We start from the raw sequence: 17,305 nt of genomic DNA, 5'->3' as shown, positions 1-17,305 counted from the left end.
CAGGAACTCGGACCGCATCGGCCACACGGTCGGCCAATGCCGCCCAGGGGTTGATGCCGCTGCGGAAGGCGTGGGCAGGGCGGGGAACTTCGGAGGACCGCCACCCCCGTCTCCCGGACACCGCCGCCGAGACGGCGCCGGGGGACGCCACGTGAACCTGCGCATCGACCTCGCGTGGATCCTGGCCGTGGCGCAGCAGATCCCGAGAGACCCCCGGGTCGTCGACTGCGGCGTCCCGGTCAACGGGGGACGCACGCCACCGGGCGGAGATCCTCGACCACGAGGTCTACCCCGACGGTCACCCCGGCCTGGACACCGCCCTCCCCCTTTCCTGCGGCAGATCGGCCTGGGCCAAGGGACCGGCACCAGAAGCGGGGGAAAGATTCCTTCAGACACCACGCACGAATGCTTGCCCGCTCTGTCCGGCGTTCCGTCCGGATGATCTGCGGAATGGAGGGGATGTGGATGGACGAGGCCGCGGCGGACGATCACGCGGGAGAGTCAGTGAAGCAGCCGCGGCCCGGCCAGATACCTTCCTCAGAGCCCACTACCGCAGACTCGTCGAACATCGGGGCCACAAGAAAGCCGTCGTCGCGGTGGCCTGGCCGATGTTGGCGATCGTCTGGCGCATCACCAACGACCCCGTCCCCCGCATCGAAGACCTCGGGCCCGACCACCACCAACGCCTGATCAACCCGGCCGGCGAAACCCAAACTCTCGTCCGCCAGCTCCAGGCTCTCGGCCACCAGGTCACCCTCACTTCCACAGAAATGCGGCTGAGTGCCACAGCCCCTTCATGCCCCTCCGTCGGCAGACGCCGCCCGGACACTGCTGCCCACCCGCCTGATTCTGGAATTTTCCAGTTCAGAGGGTGCTCAGCGCCGCCAGGGCACGCGAACGGGCACGTCCCGTTCCGAGTAGGTCCGTGAGGCGATCGGCACCGGTTGAGGGCACTCGGCCCCCGCTGTTCGCGGGGGCCAAGGCCGCGCTGTTCGCAGTCAGGATTCGGCAGCGTCCTTCATCGAGGCATGAGCTTCCTCAACCGTAGCCGAGTAGAGGCCCAGCATCGGACGGAGGACCACAGGGTTGTCGGTCGGGAAGCGGCGGGCGCCGGACTGGGGCATGTGGTCGGCGTTCGCGAGTACTTCCAGGGTGTCGAGGTGGGCGCCGTCCTTCGCGCCGGTGGGGTTGAGGTCCGTCACCGCATACGCCGACGTGCCCGCGTACAGCGGATAGGCGGGGGCACCGCCGAGGCCACCGGGGGGGCTGGAACGCATGGCTGTCGCTGGTGGCGTTGGCTGCCGGGGCGTTGGCGGAGGTGTCGCCGTCCCCCGTTGCGCCGTTGCCGGCAGGCTGCTGTCCGGCCCCGCCACCGCCGGAGCCCGGTTGGGGCACAGGGGGCGTGGTGTCGTCGGACGCTCGGGTCTTGCCGGGCTCGCAGGCGGTGAGCAGCAGGGCGGACAGGCCGAGAGCGGCGGCAGACGACCAGAAGGTTGCGATCCCCCGCCTCCGGCACCGTGTCCTGCTGCAGAGGGATGACCGGTAGTTTCGGGGGCCCGGCCGAGATTGATGTCGCGCTTTGGCAGAGTGGTGGGCATGGAACCGTTGAGAGGTCAGGATCCCAGGCGCCTGGGCGACTTCATACTGCTCGCCAGGCTGGGCAGTGGCGGCATGGGGCGGGTGTACCTGGGGCGGTCGCCGGGCGGGATACAGGTGGCGATCAAGGTGATCCGCGAGGACTTCGCGGACGACTCCGACGTCCTGGCCCGATTCCGCCGTGAGGTGGCGACCGTACGTGCGGTGCGCAGCCCGTATACCGCACGCCTCGTCAGCGCTTCCCTGGAGTCGCCCTATTGGCTGGCGACGGAATTCGTGCCGGGTCCCACGCTGCTCATGGCATCACGCGGTGCGCCTCTCGAACCCGCCCTGTACACCGGGGTGTTCGCGGCACTGGCGGAAGCGCTGGCCGAGGTGCACGGGCACGGCGTGGTGCATCGGGATGTCAAGCCGCACAACGTCATCCTGGCCGCAGGAGGTCCACAGCTGATCGACTTCGGTATCGCCCGGGCAGGGACGGACACGAAACTCACCCGTACGGGGCAGACGCCCGGCACTCCCGGTTACACCGCACCCGAGGTGTTGCTGGGCGGTGAAGCAAGTCCGGCGGCGGACGTGTTCGCGCTCGGTGCGACGATGGCGGCTGCCGCGACGGGCCGGGCTCCTTACGGTGCCGGGGAGTGGCCGGCCGTGAGCTACCGGGTTGTGCACGGGGAGATCGACGTCGGCGGGGTGGAACTCGGGCTGGCCGAACTCATCCGGCAGTGCGTCGATCGGGAACCGGCTCGGCGGCCGGACCCGCTGGAGATCGTCCGCCGGTGCGGTGTGACGTACGCACTGGCGGAGTTGCCGTCGTATCGGCGGCTGTCCGAGACATCGCCTTTGGCGGTCCCGCCGACGCCCCTGCGACGGCGTCGGCGCCGGGCTCCCCTGATGGCCGCGATCGCCGCGGCCGCCGGAGTGCTCGCGGCGACGACGGTATGGCTGCTGCCGGAGGGCGGTGGTGCCGCGACAGCCGACTCGCCGACCGCCTGCGCGACCAGTTCCCCGTCCGAGTCCGTTTCCGGCGGCGATGGCAGCCGGGAGACTCTGACGATCGGGATCGCGCCCGATGATTCGGCCATGAGCTGGTGCACCCGGACCGGGGAATACGTCGGTTTCGAGGTCGACATCGCCCGCTACATCGCCGGCGAACTCGGCCTCTCCCCCGAGAAGGACATCGTGTGGCGGGAATTACCTGCTTCCGGCGGTACGGATCTCGTGGCGAGCGGCGCCGTCGATTTCGCCGTAGCCCGCTTTCCCATGGGCCATGAGCGGGGCGGAGTTGGCTTCGTGGGCCCCTACCTCTCCGTCCACCAGGATCTTCTGACCCGCGCCGATGACAAGATCGCCGATGTCACGGCCCTCAACAATCGCAAGCTGTGCGCGGTCACCGGCTCCACCTCCGCACAGGCCGTGAAGGAGAAGGCGCCCGGCGTGGACATCGTGGATCACGCCACGTACACGGATTGCCTCACCGCACTGGACGGCGGCAAGGTCGATGCCGTCACCGCGGACGACGGCGTCCTGGCCGGCTACGCCAACAGTCACGGACAACCCTTCGCCTACCGACTGAGTGGACTGGATTTCAGCACTACCTCGTACGGAGTCGCAGTTTCCGCCGACAGGGCCGAGCTGCGCCGGTCCATCGACAAGGCGATCGGCCGGATGATCGCGAACGGTTCCTGGCGCGCGGCTGTCGAACGCAATCTCCGGGGCGTGGACAACTACGACCCCCAGCCGCCCGATCAGGCCGCGGAGACCGGCTGACCCGGGCGCGGATCGTTCCTCGCAGGGCATTCGGAGATGGCCGATCCCGGACATGTTCACTGCCGGGCGAGCATTCCTGCTGCTGGGTGGAAGGCAAGCGGAACGCTCGCGCGCTCGTTGGTCTTCGGATCGAGAATGGCGGGCCAGTCGGGTCGGACCGGCTGCCATGCACCGATCGCCCCGAGGCGCAGACTCGGCATGGTGAACGCGCCGCCGGCCTTTGTGGGTGGGAATGTCCGGCAGGGCAGACCGCGTCGCGGTCCAGGGCCTGGGGATCGGCAGGCAACCGTGCTGCCGGCGGATGCAACCGACGCGGAACCGTGCGACTTCGTCGCTGCGTTGCCCACCGAACAGCCAGGTCAAGGAGATGGCCCGGATCAGCTCGGCTGGACAGGTGCGGCCGTCCGCAGTCGATAGAACTTCCGACTCGACATTCAGGCCAGCCCACAAGACCTCGGCCCAAGACGCCGTTCGCGATCATGCCCGTCCGGGCTCATGAGGGCCTGAACACTGCGGCTCCTCCGGACTGCGACAGCACTCCGTGACATGCGGGCGAGTGGCGTCGTTGACCGGGGCGAGGCGGATGAGATCCAGCCACATCCCCCACCAGCGTGTCCCCCCTGCCGTTTCTCCCTCAGCCACCACTCGCAGAAGGTGGTCGGCATGCACCGCCTCGTCCGGGACTTCCGCCATGGTGCCGTTCCTGTCCCGGTCTGCGTAGAGGCCGGGACAGGAACGGCGGGTTTCAGCTGACCGACTGGGCGGGGACGGTGAGGGGGCCCATCCGCAGGGTGACGCTGTCCGCCTCCTGCGCTCCTGGTGGCAGCGGGCCGATCTCCGCCGGCTTGCCGGGCTGGGTCAGATCCGCGCGGTAGACCTTGCCGGGGCCGCCGCGGGTGTCGCCGCCGGCGAGTATGTACAGCGCCGTACGGTCCGCGGATACGGCGCGGGTGAGGATCTCGCGGTCCGAGGGGGGTGCGACCTCCGCCGCGACCGGGACCTGCGGGTACGGGTACGGGCTGTCCGAGGCCGGGTGGGCTGCGTCGGCGATCAGGTCCGCGGGGAACTTCAGGGTGAAGAATCCGGCCGACTCGCACAGCAGTTCCGTCTCACTCAGCCATGTGACCGGTGAGCACATCGTCGGTCCGTTCGTACCCTGCGGGGTGACGACGGTCGCCGGCGGGCGGTCCTTGGAGTAGTGGCCGCCGTCGGGCAGTGCCCCCAGCGAGTCGTACCGCTTGCCCACGGGCTCCAGCGACAGTCCGTCGTTGATCTTGCGGACGACGAGTCCGCCGCTGGGGTGCACCGGCGCGGCGCATGGCACCGCGAGGTCCTCCACCGCCTGGTACCAGCCGTCGAGCTCGGCGTCCTCGTAACACGCGCCGCTGACTTCATGCTTGGTCACCTTGCCGGCCGCGTCGGCCCGCTGGTACTCGTCGCCGCGTACGAACCAGAACGAACCGTCGGCCGCGAATCCAGGGTTTTGGTCCAGGACTTCCTCCGCCGCGTAGTCCGATGCGGACGCCGCCTGGGTGAGGTCCTCGAACGAGCTGTCGTCCAGATTCACCCAGCCCACGCCGTGTACCGCGCTGCCCGACATCTGGTCCGGCCATTTGACGCCGATGGCCAGCCGTTTCCCGTCCGGCGACAGCGGGCTCAGTCCCGGGGAGCACGGATCGGCGAGGGCGGCGTCGGTACCGCCGGCCTTCTTCGCCAGCTGGTCGAGCGTGGGCTTGAGTTCCGTGAATGACACCTGTGCGACGGGCTTGCGGAAGTCCTCGTCGTAGGCGGTGGCTGTCCAGTCCAGTCCAGGATTCCGGTGCACACGACTGGGCCCTCGTGGGAGAAGACCTTCCGCAGTCTCTGCGCCGCTCCGCCGAAGCCTGCCTGTGCCCTTCCTCCGTTCTCCTGCGCCAACTCGTCGGGGGTGCCCGCGGCGCTCTCGCCGTCGTTCCCGCAGCCCGCCGCTCCCATGGCCAGCGCCAGTCCCGCCAGCGCCGCCATCGTTACTCGTGTGAATCGCACCTTGTCCCCGCCGTATCCGTTCGGTCGGGGGCGCCGGGACGGTCCCGGACTCCCCGGCAGATCAAGGTAGATGAAAGGACAACCATGTCCGACGGTGAGATCGATCCGTGATCAAACGCGCACACGATCAAGACAAAGTCAGCCTGCCCCGAAGATCGGGCTGCGGGTGAGGCCGAGCAGGCGGAGTATGCGGTCCATCAGGTCCTCGAATACCGCGTCGTATTCGTGGTAGGCGAAGTCCAGATGCCGGTTCGCCGCCATGCAGACCACGCCGTAGACCTGCCGCCAGCAGGTGAACATCAGATACGCGACGCCCACCGGCTGGTCCGGGCACACGCTGCGCCCGTACACGACGATCTGCGGCAGCAGGGCGGGCGTGATGTCGGTCTCGGCCGGCGGGATCAGGCCGTGCTCACGGACGAGGCGGTCGAAGAGCGCGGCGAAGACGCCTCCCAGGCGCTCCGCGAGCGCGACCGGGATCGCTCCGCCCGAGGTGGAGATACGCGCGAACTGGGCACCCATCACGAGGTCGAATTCGGGCCGGTTGGCCAGTGACCAGTCCAGGACCGCCCGGCATCCCGCATGGATCTGGGCGCTGACACCGTGGCTCTCGTACCGGGCGGCGGCCTGCTCGACAGTGCTGGAGAACTCCTCGACGAGGAGGTGGTAGACGGCCCGTACGACCCCTTCCCGGCCGCCTTCGAAGTGCCGGTACAGCGCCGGCGGAGTGACGCCGACGGCGCGTGCGACGGCGGAGAGCGTCAGGTTCTCCGGGCCGCCCGCGGCGAGCAGTTCGCGGGCGGTGCGCACCGCCTCCTCGCGCAGTTCGAGGCGCTGGCGTTCCCGGCGGGAGAGCGGGGCGTCGGAATGGTCGTCGCTGGTCGGCCCTGGCATGTCTGCTCCCGTCGGTGGTCCGCGGCCGGCGCGGTGACCGGCCGGGCTTGCGCTGCAGACATGTTATGTGGTTAAAGATGCCAACGAAGTAATGCCCTTTTACTTTCTATGCAGTTGTTACGACTGAAGGGGGACCACGGCATGCGTGTGTCATCGAGCGGTGGAGTCCGTACGGCCGCAGCGGCGCTGGCCGCCGCGCTGCTCCTGGCAGGATGCGGATCGAACGACGCACCGGTACCCGGCCGGGACGATCCGGCCGGGGCGGGCTCACCGGCCGGGCCGACACTCGCGGAACTCGGACCGGCACTGGCGAAGGTGCTGGCCGCGGACGGTCCGGTGCTGTGCTGGCTGGACGAGGGGGACAACTGGCACGCAGACGCGTACGACACGGACTTCCGCAAGATCGTCGCCTCCGCCGACTACACCCCCCTCACCCAGCCCCTGGCACAGATCGCCGCCAAGGCCCAGGTGGAGCCCGACGCGGTCGTGGTCGTGGACCCGTGCGGCGGCGGGACGCATCCGGACCTCAGCCCCGTGTCACCGGACGGCAAGGAGATCGCCGTTCAGGTCGGGGACGGGATCAGCGGGCACATCGGCCGCCTCGACGTCGCCACCGGGGAATTCACCGACGTCTCCGCGGCCCAGGAGGGCGACGGGTACGCGACCGAGGACGTCAACCAGCAGGACCCGGGGTTCACACCCGACGGCACGCTGTGGTTCCGCGACAACATGGAGATCGCCTCCGTCGACCGCACGGGCCGGCTCACCCACCACAAGATCCGCACCGGCTGCGACGCCGGGTGGTCCGGCGACGACCCGTACTACTTCCGGCCGCTGGGCGACGACGCCGTCCTGTGCCCCGTCGTCCACCCTTCGGGCCGCTTCGCGGCCTGGGGCGACGGCAGCGAACTCGACCTGCGCGTCATCACCGGCAAGGTCGACGACGCCGACCGGATCCCGGGCGAGCCGCCGTACTGGATGGGCCTGCGGACCAATTCCGAGGACTACGCGACCTGCCTCCCGCTGATGTGGCTGTCGGCCACCGAACTGCTCTGCCACGACGGCGGCGGAACGGGTCCCGGCGGGGGCTTCTACACCTTGCGCATCGACCCCGGCCTCGCCCGGGACGACTACGACGTACTCCACACCACGAACCTCGCCGTCAGCCGCGTCATCGCCCCCAAGACCGACCGCGGCATCACCGCGTTCGGCCTGTCGGGCGACCACCGGAACCTCTACCTCCTCGGCGAGGACGACGTCTACCGCGTCGACCTCACCGCGGCCGGCAGTGAACCGCAAAAACTCGGACCCGCACCCGACCACCACCGCGCCACGAACCTCAAGGACAACTTCGTCGCGCCATAACCACACGACACCCGGGGCTGCCTGGGTCGTAGGATGCGGATAGCCGAAGGCGATCGGGGCGAGCCGGCAGAAGTGCTCTCAATCGATCACGAGTTCGGACCGGACATCGCTGCGCGTGTGCTACGGCTTGCGTGCCACCGCGGCGAACTCGTCGACCTCGGGCGCGGTCCCGATCGCGCTGGGGTCGCGTCGCCGGCGCGACAGCGGGCCCAGGCCGGGGTCCAGGATCTCCATCCCGTCGAAGAAGCTCGTGATCAGCTCGGTGGAGCGAACGACCATCGGCGCGGAGCCGCTCTCGTTCCACACCCGCACCGCCTCGTCCGTCCGCTCGCCGTGGATGGCGTTGGCAGTGGACGTCAGGGCCAGGTGGCTGCCCGAGGGCAGGGCATCCCGCAGCCGCTTCATGATCGAGCTGGCTTCTTCGTCGTCGGGGATGAAAATCAGCACGCCGAGCACGGTGCCGGCGATGGGCTGGGTGAGGTCCAGCGTCTTCGCGGCCTCGGTCAGGATCCGGTCGGGATCGCGCAGGTCGGCGTCGATGTAGTCGGTCACGCCTTCGGGGCTCGAGGCGAGCAGGCGCATGCCGGTCGACCTTGTAGTTGTCCTTGCCGCCCAGCCAGTAGTTCGAGACCCGCGCCGGGTGGGAGACCGTGGTATCCGTACCGAATCCGTTCCGGACTCGTCGAGCCTCCAGGAAGCGACCATCGACGAACTGGGCCGCGTCTGGGCCGTCGACACCGACACGGGCGTACGAGCCGAACCTCCCGTACGCCTACGTCGGCATCCGCGGCTGAACTTCCGGGGGCAGCCCCGGTCGGCCTCGTTCCCATCGGTTTCGCAGATTGTTCCCCGGTCATGAAGAGAGTCTTCCTGAACAGTACGTTCTCGCTGGATGCCTGGCGTACATCGTGAACCTTGAAGTCAGGGCGTGGATCGGCTCCGTGGAGAAGGTCGCCAAGGACGCCACGAACGCCGTGGTCGTGGACAGCGCGCCGTAGAAGAGCCCGGTCGTGACAGCAGGGGGCCCCGGCACCGCCAGGGCCCCCTGCTCACGCACCCTGACGGTCCAGAAGGTCACACATGTCCCCGGGCAGATACATGTTCGGGAACAGAGGACCGCCGGGGTCAAGGACGGCCGAGTGGTTCAGATCGCCGACCGGCACCGGAACGTAACCGGCCGACCGGACCAGCTCACTGACGATCGCAAGCGCGCCGGCGTCGTCGGCCGCCACCGCGATCGCCCAGGTATTCGGTTGGCGTACCGCGCGGCTGACCAGCAGTTCGTCAGGCACGTGCGTGAACGCACGCACCACCCGCGCCTGCGGCAGGAGATCCGCCACCCACCGTCCGTGCGGTCGTTCCAGTACTGACCGGATCCGGCCGTCCTCTACGCGGACTCCATTGGCCAGGTCGACGACGACGGTGTCGGGTGTGACAGTGGCCAGCAGTTCGGCGTTGGGCTCGATCGCCGTGTGCGGCAGCGCGATGAAGACAACCTCGCTCCGGGTGATCGCGTGGTTCAGGGAAACGGCCGGAAACGACGATCTGCCCGGCATCCGCGACCCGACGACGACCTCGTGCCCGGCCTTCCCGAGAAGCTCCGCGAGCCCTCGCCCCATGCGCCCGGCGCCAAGAATTCCGATCTTCATGCCGCATCCCTTCGTGGTAACTGTTGATTACCAACACAACGGTAGTAACCATGGAGGCCCGGCAACAGGAGGTACTTCCATGAGCGATAGGCACACCGATGTGACCATGACGGCGCGGTTCAGTGCCGTTGAGTGCTCACTCAAGGACGTTCTTGACCGAATCGGGGACAAGTGGTCGATCCTCGTAGTCGCCGCACTCGCGCGCGAACCGGTTCGGTTTCGCGCTCTGCAGCGCTCGATTGACGGCATCTCGCAGCGCATGCTGACACTCACCCTCCAGCGCCTGGAACGCGACGGCCTCCTCACTCGAACGGTCATCGACATGCGACCCCCGCGCGTCGAGTACGCGCTCACCGCCACCGGCCAGTCGCTGACCATCCCGCTGAGATCGCTCGCCGACTGGGCCGAGGAGCACAGAGGTACCATCACCGCCAGCCGAGCCGCCTGGGACTCCCAGCACAGCTCCTGAAGCAGGAGCGGAAACGGGCGCCACCAGTGTCCTGGCTGGATACGCAGAGGATCCCCGGCGCAGACGGAGCAGTGAGAGAGGTATGGGAACGTCGCAGCCGGAGCTGGCCGAGGTCCAGCGGGAGCACTGGCAGCGGACGTACGACGCGCGCCCTGGGATGCGCGGGGAGGAGCCGTCCGAGCCAGTTGTCCGTGCCGCTGACGTCTTCCGGGGTGCGGGACGCGTGAGGTGCTGGAGCTGGGCGCGGGTCATGGCCGTGACGCGTTGTACTTCGCGCGTGAGGGCTTCTCCGTACGGGCCACGAATTTCAGCCCGGTCGGTCTGGAGCAGCTGCGGCGCAGGGGACGGCGGAGCGGGTCACCCCCGCGGTGCAGGACGTGCGCGAGACCGCTGCGCCGGCGATGCCTCGGTGGACCGGTCACCGATGTCCGCCGGGTGCCGCGCCCCGGTGGCGTCTTCGTCTACACCGTCCGGCGCACGGGCGACGCCCACTTCTGGGCCGGGATTGGGTACAGCGACAACATCTGGGAGCACGGGGGCTTCGCCGTCCACTTCTTCTCCCGCCACCTGGTCGACGCCCTCGCCGACGGCTGGGACCTGGACCAGGTCAAGGCCTTGGAGGAAGACGGCCTGGCCCGGAAGCTGTAGCGACCCGACCCCGGAGGCAGAAGGGGTGTCCGGCCGGATCGAAGAGTACGCGGACACTCTCCTGCGGCTGGAATTCCGCCACCGTAGCGCCCAGGGTCACCGCCTCGGCGACCGCCGAATCCAGATCGCCGACCCGGAAGTCGCCCAGCAAACGGTCCGGCGGCACGCGGGGCCGTCCGGGCCGATACGGGGTACCGGATCGCTTGCATCACGGTGGTGAACTGGGTGAAGTCGTTGGTGCTACCGTCCGTGACGGTGAAGGCGAGCGGGCGGCCCAGGTTGTCGCAGGCCGTGGATCTCGCTGGTCGGCCCGCCAAAACCGCCCCTGGAGCATCCGGGACCCGGACTGCGGAGCCCCGTTACCGTTTTCCTGGCCCCGCAACGGGGCTCCCGGCCTTCGGCCCCGGCATGACTTGGAGCCCCAGTCGATCATGATCGAAAAGGTGGTGCCACCGGATGCCGGAGGCATTGGCAGACCGCTGGTCAGGGGCACGAGCGCTGATCCCGAACCCGGGAAAGGCGGTCTCTTCGTAACGTGGATGCCGGCACGCTGATGCCGCAGGTAGGGCCGGGGAAGTTCGAGCGCGGGAGTCGAGGCGTGACCAACGACAGCATCGACGTCTACCTCGGCCTGGACGTGGGCAAGGGCGAACACCACGCCACCGCGCTCACCCCCTCGGGCAAGACGGTCCTGGACAAGCGGCTGCCCAACACCGAACCGAAGCTACGCGAGATCTTCGCGAAGCTGCAGGCCAAGCATGGGAGAGTGCTGGTGATCGTCGACCAGCCGGCCTCCATAGGCGCGCTGCCCATGGCCGTGGGCCGCACACAAGGCTGCCGTATCGCCTACCTCCCGGGCCTGACGATGCGCCGGATCGCGGACCTCTACCCAGGGGAAACAAAAACCGACGCCCGCGACACGCACGTCATCGCCGATGCGGCCCGCACCATGCCGCACACCCTGCGGTCCATCGAGCTCGCCGACCGTATCGCTCGGGTACATCCCGCCATGCGGCACCGGTCCGAAACCTCCACGCGATCCCGTTCAGCACGGTGCGGTCGTCCAGCCGTTTACGCCCGAGCAAGGACTGAGGCAGAAGCAGCCGGACGAACTCCCACCCGGCATCGGACAGTTCATGGCGATGTATCGCCCCACTGTGATCCACCATTCGTAATCGTTTGAAGACACGCCCCAGCACACCTACACGATCGAGGAGTTGATCGACGGCTCTCCGGTGCCGGGGGCTCACCGGCGCAGCCGTGCGAAGAAACCGGCCAGCTCGTCGGTCGCGGTCAGCGGCAGGACGTGCGCGACATACTGATCCGGTCGCACGACGACGACAACACCACCGCGGTCGATGGCGCGTGCCTCGAAGATGTCGTCCTCCGGCATCACGGCGTAGACCCGTTCGAGGTCGACCAGGGCGAAGGGGCCTGTTCTCGGTTTGAAGACGCCGGGTACCTGGGAGAGTTCGATCGCACGGTGGTCCTGCTGGTAGACGACCTTGAGGTCGAACCAGTCGTGGGGGCGGATGCCCTGCGGGAGTCCGGCCAGCGGCGAGTCGGGGGACGTGGTGAGCCATCTCGCGAGGCCGGCGACCGCGGAGCGGTCGCCGCCGGGCGCCGCCTCGTCCGCGAACACATAGATCCTCCAGCGCCCGTCGGCTGTCGCGTGATGCCCCAGGTGTACGGGATTGGTGTCGGCCACCCGCCGTACCCTGGCGGAGGCGAAGCGCTGCCCGATCGGGAAGCCCTTGGCCAGGTCCTGGTACACCAGCCGGCCGACGATCACCGAGGGGGCGTATTGCGTCCGGAAGCCGGTGCGGAACTCCTCCGTGGACTTGAAGTACTCCGGCAACTCCGCGGCGTCGGCGAATTCGGCGGTCTTCCTGGCCATCATCGCGGACCACGCCATGTCGAAGTCGATCAGGTTCTTCGCGATGATCTTGCGTTCCGCGCCGTACGTGGTGAGCAGTTCCTTCGGCGCCCGGCCGTCCAGGACGTGTCCCAGTTTCCAGCCGAGGTTGAACCCGTCCTGCAGGGAGACGTTCATTCCCTGGCCGCCCTTGGCGCTGTGTGTGTGGCAGGCGTCGCCCAGGATGAACACGCGCGGCAGGCGGTCGCCGGTTTCGGTCGGCGGTACGTCGTCGAACTGTTCGGCGAGCCTGTGGCCGACCTCGTAGACGCTGAACCAGGCCACCTTCTTCACGTCCAGCGAGTACGGGTGCAAGATCGCGGCGGCCTTCGCGATGACGGCCTCCACCGGCGTGTCGCGCACCTTCCCCGCGTCGTCGGCGGGGACCTCGCCCAGGTCGACGTACACGCGGAACAGGAACCCGCCTTCGCGGGGAATGACCATCATGTTGCCGTGGTGGCCCGACTGGACGGTCGACAGCAGCCGGATGTCGGGGAAGTCGGTGTCCGCCAGGACGTCGAGGACGCCCCATGCGTGGTTGGCGCTGTGGCCTTCGAACCGGCAGCCGATGGCCCGGCGCACCTTGCTGTGCGCGCCGTCGGCTCCCACGAGGTACTTCGCCCGGATGTGGAACTCCTTGCCCGCGGACTCGCCCTCGGACTGCTTCAGCCTGACGAGCACGGGGTGGCGGGCCCCGGGGAGGACCTGGTGGCCGAGGTACTCCACGCCGAAGTCCGGGCGCATGCGGCTCGGTGAGTTCGCCATGGACTCGGCGAAGTAGTCGAGCACCCGCGCCTGGTTGACGAGGATGTGCGGGAACTCGCTCAGGCCCTTGGGGTCGTCCGGCGACCGGCCGGTCCGGACGATGCGGGTGTGATCGTCCGGGTCAGGCTGCCAGAAGGCGAACTCGGTGACGTGGTGTGCCTCGGCGGCCAGCCGCTCCGCGAATCCGAACGCCTGGAAGGTCTCGACACTCCGCGCCTGGAGACCGTCGGCGTGACCGGTCTGCAGGCGGCCCGCGCGGCGCTCGATGATACGGGTGGTGATCCCGGGGAACTGGGCGAGCTGAGCCGCGGTGATCATGCCGGCCGGTCCGGTGCCCACGACGAGAACGTCGATCTCGTCGGGTATGGCGTCCGGACGGCTCGGTGCGGCATCGGAGGCGGGCTGGATACGCGGGTCCCCGGAGACGTAACCGAAGTGATGGAACTGCATGCCGGTCTCACTCCTGTCCCGGGCCGGGGGCCAGGTCTCCGGCCGGGATGTCCGGCCGTACCTGTTCGTGCCAGACGTCCCACGCCCGGACGGCCTGACCGCTGATGGTCGCGTTCGCCGCCGCTGCCTCACCGGCCGACAGGTACCGCGGTTGTCCGAGAGCGAGCGCCGTGGCCTGGGCGTGGGCGTTGGCCTCGGTGTAGACCGCCCGGTAGACGGCCTCCTGGAGCGAACCGCCGACGGCGACCGAGCCGTGGCCGCGCATCAGCGCGACGGGTGAGTCACCGAGCGTCCCGGCGAGTGCGGCACCGAGCGGCGACGAGGTGATGAGCAGGTCGCTGGCGTCTCCGGCGACGTCACTGATCTCGAACACCGGTATGGCCCGTCCCCCGAGGAAGCCGGCCATGTGGAGGACCGGCCGCAGCCCGGTGCCGACGACGCTGAACGGCACGACCGAAGGTGAGTGGCTGTGCACGACTGCCATGACGTCCGGTCGGCGGCGGTAGATCTCGGCGTGGATGAAGCGTTCCAGGTAGGTGCGGCGCGGGTCGCGAGTGTGCCCGTCCAGGTCGTGCTCGAGCAGGTCGGACGCGGTCACCGAGCCCGGCGCGAGGTTGCGGGACAGCCAGAACGTGTCGGCGCCGGGGGCGGTCCGCGCACTGACATGCCCGAAGGCGTCCAGGACACCCTGGCGGACGAGGATACGGTTCGCGGCGACCAGGTCCGCTGCCTGTGTCGTGGTGAGAGTGGTCATGAGGCCGGTCCTCCGGCTGGTTCGTGGTACGCGGTCGTGCGGTACGCGGTCATGAGCTGAGGAACACGACGCCGGCGCGCTCGGCCATGATGGGCCGGATGAGCTCGCGTACCACCTGCTGGTGGGCCGGGTGGTCACGGAACTCGAGGTAGCCGGCCTCGTCGTCGAACTCGATCAGCGAGGAGAAGTCGAAGTTGTCCGGCCGGATCCGCAGGTCCCTGCCCATCCGCATCGACCGGATGGTGCCGATCCTGTCCCGCAGACCGAGGAGGCCGTCGGCCATCCGGCGGATCTGCTCGTCGGTGGTGCCCTCGTGGAAACGCAGGGAAATCACGTGGTGGAGCATCATCGCTCCCCGCGGGGGATGCTGACTGTCTTGGACTGCGTGAAGGAGAGGATCTCCTCGAGGCTTTCCTCCTTGCCGAGGCCCGAGGCCTTGACGCCGCCGAACGGCAGTCCGGGGAAGTGCCGCGAGGAGTCGTTGATCCACACGTATCCGGCCCGCAGGTCCTCGGCGAACCGGTGCGCCCGGCCGACGTCCCGCGTCCACACGCTGGCGGTCAGGCCGTAGCGGACGCCGTTCGCGATCCCGACCGCCTCGTCGTCGGTGTCGAAGGTGAGCACCGAGAGCACCGGACCGAAGATCTCTTCCTGGGCGATCGTCATGCCGGGGGTGACACCGGAGAACACGGTGGGCTCGAGGAACAGGCCTTCCGGCAGGTGGGCGGGGCGGCCTCCGCCCGTGGCGAGGACGGCTCCTTCCGTACGGCCGATGTCGATGTAGCGGCTCACCCGCTCGAAGTGCTCGCGCGAGACGAGCGCGCCCATCATGGTGGACTCGGACACCGGCACGCCGACGTCGATCTGTTCGACGAGTTCGACGACGCGGGCCAGGACCTGGTCGGCGATGGACCGGTGCACCAGGAGCCGCGAGTTCGATCCGCAGGACTCGCCCTGGGTGGCGGTGAAGTTCATGCCGAACACGGCGCCCCGGGCCGCCGCCTCGATGTCGGCGTCGTCCAGGACCACCATGGCGTTCTTGCCGCCCAGTTCCAGGCTCACATGCTTGACGCCCGCCCCGGCGGCGACGCGCTGGATCTCACGTCCGGTCCACTCACTGCCGATGAAGGCGATCCGCTCGATCTCCGGGTGCGCGGCGATCGCCACGCCCGGCGCCGGTCTGGCGCCGTTGACGATGGTGACCACACCCGGAGGCAGCACCTGTGCGATCAGCTCACCGAGGCGGATCGCCGACAGCGGTGCCTGCGGCGGCGGCTTCAGGACGACGGCGTTGCCCGCCATCAGCGGCGCGCCGAGCTTTCCCGCCCCGAAGAAGACCGGGTGGTTGAACGGGATGATCCGGCCGACGACCCCGTAGGGCTCGGGCCGCGAGTAGTGCAGACCGGTCCCGGAACCCGGGTAGGTCTCGCCCTTGATCATCAGCGCCCAGTCGGCGAACATCTCGAGATGGTCGGCCGCCCACAGGGCGTCCTTGCGCATCGCGGTGACGGGACTGCCGCCGTCGAGGGCGTCGAGGAGGCCCAGTTCCGCGGCGTTGGCCCGGATGTGCCCGGCGAGTTCGCGGAGCGCCGAGGCCCGGCCCTGGGGCGAATAGCGGCTCCAGGTCTCGAAGCCGCGCCGGCCCGAACGCACGGCGGCTTCGACGTCCGCCTCACCCCCGTCGGCGACCTCGGCCAGGGGGAGTTCGGTGGCCGGGTCGTACGTGGTGAAGGTCGCTCCGCCGGCGGCCGGACGCGGCTCGTTGTCGATGAGCAGGCCCCAGTCGCGGGAGCGGATCGCGTCGAGCGTTGCCCGGTGGGGCGCGTAGTCGGCCTCGTACGGTGTGGTGGCGGTGGATGACATGGGCTTCCTCGTCACTTCTGGTGGTTCGTCCCGGCGGGGGCCGTCCGCGCGCGCAGCTCACGCCAGCGTTCCCCGCAGGCGGCGGAAGCGGCGGCGTACTCCTGCGGCAGGTGGTGGTACGGCGATCGAGCCGGTCCCGGCCGGCAGTAGCCGGCGGCGGCGATCCGGGCCTTCTCGATCTGGGTGTTGTACGAGGCGAAGATCTCCTGGTCGGCGAAGAGGTGTGCCAGTGGCTCGTTGGCCCATGCGATGTCGGCCGCCGCCTTTTGCGCGGCCTTGGTGTCGCCGCGGGTCAGCGCGTCCATCAGAGCGATCGAGGGCTCCGGCCCCATGCCCGCGGCGGTGGCCCAGCAGGCGGTGGTGGTCCGGGGCGCGCGTGCGGCGAAGTCGTGCACGACCATGTCGCTCGGGACGAAGTTGACCTTGCCCTCGGTGACCTCCAGCATGCGCTCCAGCTGCGGCGCCCGGGACACCTTCGCCGAGGTGACGGTGGGCGCTTCGGCGAACACGCCCCGCCAGAAGTCGACGGGGAACTGGTAGCGGAAGGCGCGGGCGTTGGCGTAGACCATGAGCGCGAGCTCGGGGAAGGCCTCGCTCGCCTGGGCGAAGTAGTCAACCGCCATCGCGGTGGTCAGCGGCTGCCACATCGGCAGGCCGAGCAGGGCGCCCGTCGCTCCGGAGTCGGCCACCTTCCGCAGCCGGCGGGCTGTGCCGTGACCGCCCGCGCCGGTGGCGCCGACGAAGACCGGCACCCGGCCGGCGACCGCCCCGACCACTGTGTCGACGACGACGTCGAAGTCGTCCTCGCTCAGGGCCGGGCACTCGCCCGTCGTACCGAGGGCGATGATCCCGGAGGCTCCGTCGCGCACGAGCCGGTCAACGAGCCGTGCGGTCTCGTCGGTGTCGACGGTGTCGACGGCGTCGAGCCGATCGGCGCCGGGCAGCGCCGGGGTCGGGATGATCCCGTACATGCCGTTGATCTCCGCGGCGGTTATCACGGCCGTGCCTCCTGTCCCGGGGGCCGGGCCGGCCATCTGCTGTTCCATCAAGATCCACACTCCTTCTCACGCGCCGTGGGCGGCGCGCTTCGCACTGTTGTCTCCGACCGCACAGGCGGGTTCGGTCACCCGGGGAGCGATCAG

17 protein-coding genes and 2 pseudogenes are annotated in these 17,305 nt (G+C 69.2%); 5 read left to right on the top strand and 14 right to left on the bottom strand.

What is annotated here, in order from left to right; genetic code table 11:
* Positions 1–488: 488 nt before the first annotated feature.
* Positions 489–746: a hypothetical protein gene (locus SRB5_RS06095; RefSeq protein ID WP_153450349.1), complete on the bottom strand. Its 258-nt coding sequence runs from the start codon at positions 744–746 to the stop codon at positions 489–491.
* A 252-nt stretch (positions 747–998) separates the two neighbouring features.
* Positions 999–1,277: a hypothetical protein gene (locus tag SRB5_RS06090; protein WP_153450348.1), complete on the bottom strand. Its 279-nt coding sequence runs from the start codon at positions 1,275–1,277 to the stop codon at positions 999–1,001.
* A 319-nt stretch (positions 1,278–1,596) separates the two neighbouring features.
* Here SRB5_RS06090 and SRB5_RS06085 point away from each other — a divergent pair, with 319 nt between their 5' ends.
* A complete protein-coding gene (locus SRB5_RS06085) occupies positions 1,597–3,366 on the top strand; it encodes a serine/threonine-protein kinase (RefSeq protein ID WP_153450347.1) in 1,770 nt (589 codons plus the stop codon).
* Between the two features lie 745 nt (positions 3,367–4,111).
* Here the strand turns inward: SRB5_RS06085 and SRB5_RS06080 are convergent.
* Both SRB5_RS06080 and SRB5_RS06075 read right to left on the bottom strand, forming a co-directional pair.
* Positions 4,112–5,191 (bottom strand): hypothetical protein, encoded by a 1,080-nt coding sequence (locus SRB5_RS06080; RefSeq protein WP_153450346.1) that lies wholly within the window; start codon positions 5,189–5,191, stop codon positions 4,112–4,114.
* 338 nt (positions 5,192–5,529) lie between these two features.
* A complete protein-coding gene (locus SRB5_RS06075; RefSeq protein ID WP_153450345.1) occupies positions 5,530–6,285 on the bottom strand; it encodes a TetR/AcrR family transcriptional regulator in 756 nt (251 codons plus the stop codon).
* Between the two features lie 141 nt (positions 6,286–6,426).
* On the opposite strand from SRB5_RS06075, the gene SRB5_RS06070 reads away from it, so the two are divergent.
* Complete coding sequence (locus SRB5_RS06070) at positions 6,427–7,650, top strand: hypothetical protein (protein ID WP_153450344.1); 1,224 nt, start codon at positions 6,427–6,429, stop codon at positions 7,648–7,650.
* A gap of 120 nt (positions 7,651–7,770) precedes the next feature.
* Here SRB5_RS06070 and SRB5_RS06065 read toward each other — a convergent pair whose 3' ends face one another.
* The 3 genes and pseudogenes from SRB5_RS06065 to SRB5_RS06060 form a co-directional block, all read right to left on the bottom strand.
* Entirely contained in the window at positions 7,771–8,232 is a 462-nt protein-coding gene (locus SRB5_RS06065) for an SAM-dependent methyltransferase (protein ID WP_228389797.1), read from the bottom strand.
* Positions 8,233–8,241: 9 nt separating this feature from the next.
* Positions 8,242–8,344, bottom strand: a pseudogene (locus SRB5_RS36310) (SAM-dependent methyltransferase); the annotation flags it as partial.
* 355 nt (positions 8,345–8,699) lie between these two features.
* The gene (locus tag SRB5_RS06060) at positions 8,700–9,299 is read right to left on the bottom strand and encodes an NADPH-dependent F420 reductase (RefSeq protein ID WP_153450343.1); all 600 of its coding nucleotides are present in this window, start codon (positions 9,297–9,299) and stop codon (positions 8,700–8,702) included.
* A gap of 79 nt (positions 9,300–9,378) precedes the next feature.
* On the opposite strand from SRB5_RS06060, the gene SRB5_RS06055 reads away from it, so the two are divergent.
* Positions 9,379–9,768: a winged helix-turn-helix transcriptional regulator gene (locus tag SRB5_RS06055; RefSeq protein WP_153450342.1), complete on the top strand. Its 390-nt coding sequence runs from the start codon at positions 9,379–9,381 to the stop codon at positions 9,766–9,768.
* A gap of 435 nt (positions 9,769–10,203) precedes the next feature.
* Positions 10,204–10,416: a hypothetical protein gene (locus SRB5_RS36305; RefSeq protein ID WP_228389796.1), complete on the top strand. Its 213-nt coding sequence runs from the start codon at positions 10,204–10,206 to the stop codon at positions 10,414–10,416.
* Here SRB5_RS36305 and SRB5_RS35830 read toward each other — a convergent pair.
* Complete coding sequence (locus tag SRB5_RS35830; RefSeq protein ID WP_323377142.1) at positions 10,376–10,582, bottom strand: VOC family protein; 207 nt, start codon at positions 10,580–10,582, stop codon at positions 10,376–10,378. The two genes, SRB5_RS36305 and SRB5_RS35830, sit on opposite strands and share 41 nt — an antisense overlap.
* A 387-nt stretch (positions 10,583–10,969) precedes the next feature.
* On the opposite strand from SRB5_RS35830, the pseudogene SRB5_RS06045 reads away from it, so the two are divergent.
* Positions 10,970–11,407, top strand: a pseudogene (locus SRB5_RS06045) (IS110 family transposase); the annotation flags it as partial.
* Here SRB5_RS06045 and SRB5_RS37715 read toward each other — a convergent pair.
* From SRB5_RS37715 to SRB5_RS06015, 6 genes are all read right to left on the bottom strand, one after another.
* Positions 11,343–11,585, bottom strand: a complete 243-nt coding sequence (locus SRB5_RS37715) for a transposase (protein WP_194292854.1) — start codon at positions 11,583–11,585, stop codon at positions 11,343–11,345. The pseudogene SRB5_RS06045 and the gene SRB5_RS37715 sit on opposite strands and share 65 nt — an antisense overlap.
* 77 nt (positions 11,586–11,662) lie before the next feature.
* Positions 11,663–13,546 (bottom strand): FAD-dependent monooxygenase, encoded by a 1,884-nt coding sequence (locus tag SRB5_RS06035; protein ID WP_153450341.1) that lies wholly within the window; start codon positions 13,544–13,546, stop codon positions 11,663–11,665.
* Between the two features lie 7 nt (positions 13,547–13,553).
* Positions 13,554–14,300, bottom strand: coding sequence for a class II aldolase/adducin family protein (locus SRB5_RS06030; RefSeq protein WP_153450340.1), 747 nt, complete (start codon positions 14,298–14,300; stop codon positions 13,554–13,556).
* 49 nt (positions 14,301–14,349) lie between these two features.
* Positions 14,350–14,634: a Dabb family protein gene (locus tag SRB5_RS06025; RefSeq protein WP_194292848.1), complete on the bottom strand. Its 285-nt coding sequence runs from the start codon at positions 14,632–14,634 to the stop codon at positions 14,350–14,352.
* Between the two features lie 11 nt (positions 14,635–14,645).
* Positions 14,646–16,163 (bottom strand): aldehyde dehydrogenase family protein, encoded by a 1,518-nt coding sequence (locus tag SRB5_RS06020; protein WP_153450338.1) that lies wholly within the window; start codon positions 16,161–16,163, stop codon positions 14,646–14,648.
* 11 nt (positions 16,164–16,174) lie between these two features.
* Positions 16,175–17,209, bottom strand: coding sequence for a dihydrodipicolinate synthase family protein (locus SRB5_RS06015; RefSeq protein WP_153450337.1), 1,035 nt, complete (start codon positions 17,207–17,209; stop codon positions 16,175–16,177).
* Positions 17,210–17,305: the final 96 nt, after the last annotated feature.

Source organism: Streptomyces smaragdinus, assembly GCF_009604385.1.
Lineage (GTDB): Bacteria > Actinomycetota > Actinomycetes > Streptomycetales > Streptomycetaceae > Streptomyces > Streptomyces smaragdinus.
Note: the sequence above shows the minus strand (reverse complement) of the source record. Positions and strands in the feature narration are given on the sequence as shown.

Bases quoted from the DNA above. Each gene is read 5' to 3' on its own strand.
- SRB5_RS06090 (WP_153450348.1), bottom strand. From the start codon at position 1,277: ATGCGTTCCAGCCCCCCCGGTGGCCTCGGCGGTGCCCCCGCCTATCCG.
- SRB5_RS06085 (WP_153450347.1), top strand. From the start codon at position 1,597: ATGGAACCGTTGAGAGGTCAGGATCCCAGGCGCCTGGGCGACTTCATA.
- SRB5_RS06075 (WP_153450345.1), bottom strand. From the start codon at position 6,285: ATGCCAGGGCCGACCAGCGACGACCATTCCGACGCCCCGCTCTCCCGC.
- SRB5_RS06070 (WP_153450344.1), top strand. From the start codon at position 6,427: ATGCGTGTGTCATCGAGCGGTGGAGTCCGTACGGCCGCAGCGGCGCTG.
- SRB5_RS06065 (WP_228389797.1), bottom strand. From the start codon at position 8,232: ATGCGCCTGCTCGCCTCGAGCCCCGAAGGCGTGACCGACTACATCGAC.
- SRB5_RS06060 (WP_153450343.1), bottom strand. From the start codon at position 9,299: ATGAAGATCGGAATTCTTGGCGCCGGGCGCATGGGGCGAGGGCTCGCG.
- SRB5_RS06055 (WP_153450342.1), top strand. From the start codon at position 9,379: ATGAGCGATAGGCACACCGATGTGACCATGACGGCGCGGTTCAGTGCC.
- SRB5_RS37715 (WP_194292854.1), bottom strand. From the start codon at position 11,585: ATGGTGGATCACAGTGGGGCGATACATCGCCATGAACTGTCCGATGCC.
- SRB5_RS06035 (WP_153450341.1), bottom strand. From the start codon at position 13,546: ATGCAGTTCCATCACTTCGGTTACGTCTCCGGGGACCCGCGTATCCAG.
- SRB5_RS06030 (WP_153450340.1), bottom strand. From the start codon at position 14,300: ATGACCACTCTCACCACGACACAGGCAGCGGACCTGGTCGCCGCGAAC.
- SRB5_RS06020 (WP_153450338.1), bottom strand. From the start codon at position 16,163: ATGTCATCCACCGCCACCACACCGTACGAGGCCGACTACGCGCCCCAC.
- SRB5_RS06015 (WP_153450337.1), bottom strand. From the start codon at position 17,209: ATGGAACAGCAGATGGCCGGCCCGGCCCCCGGGACAGGAGGCACGGCC.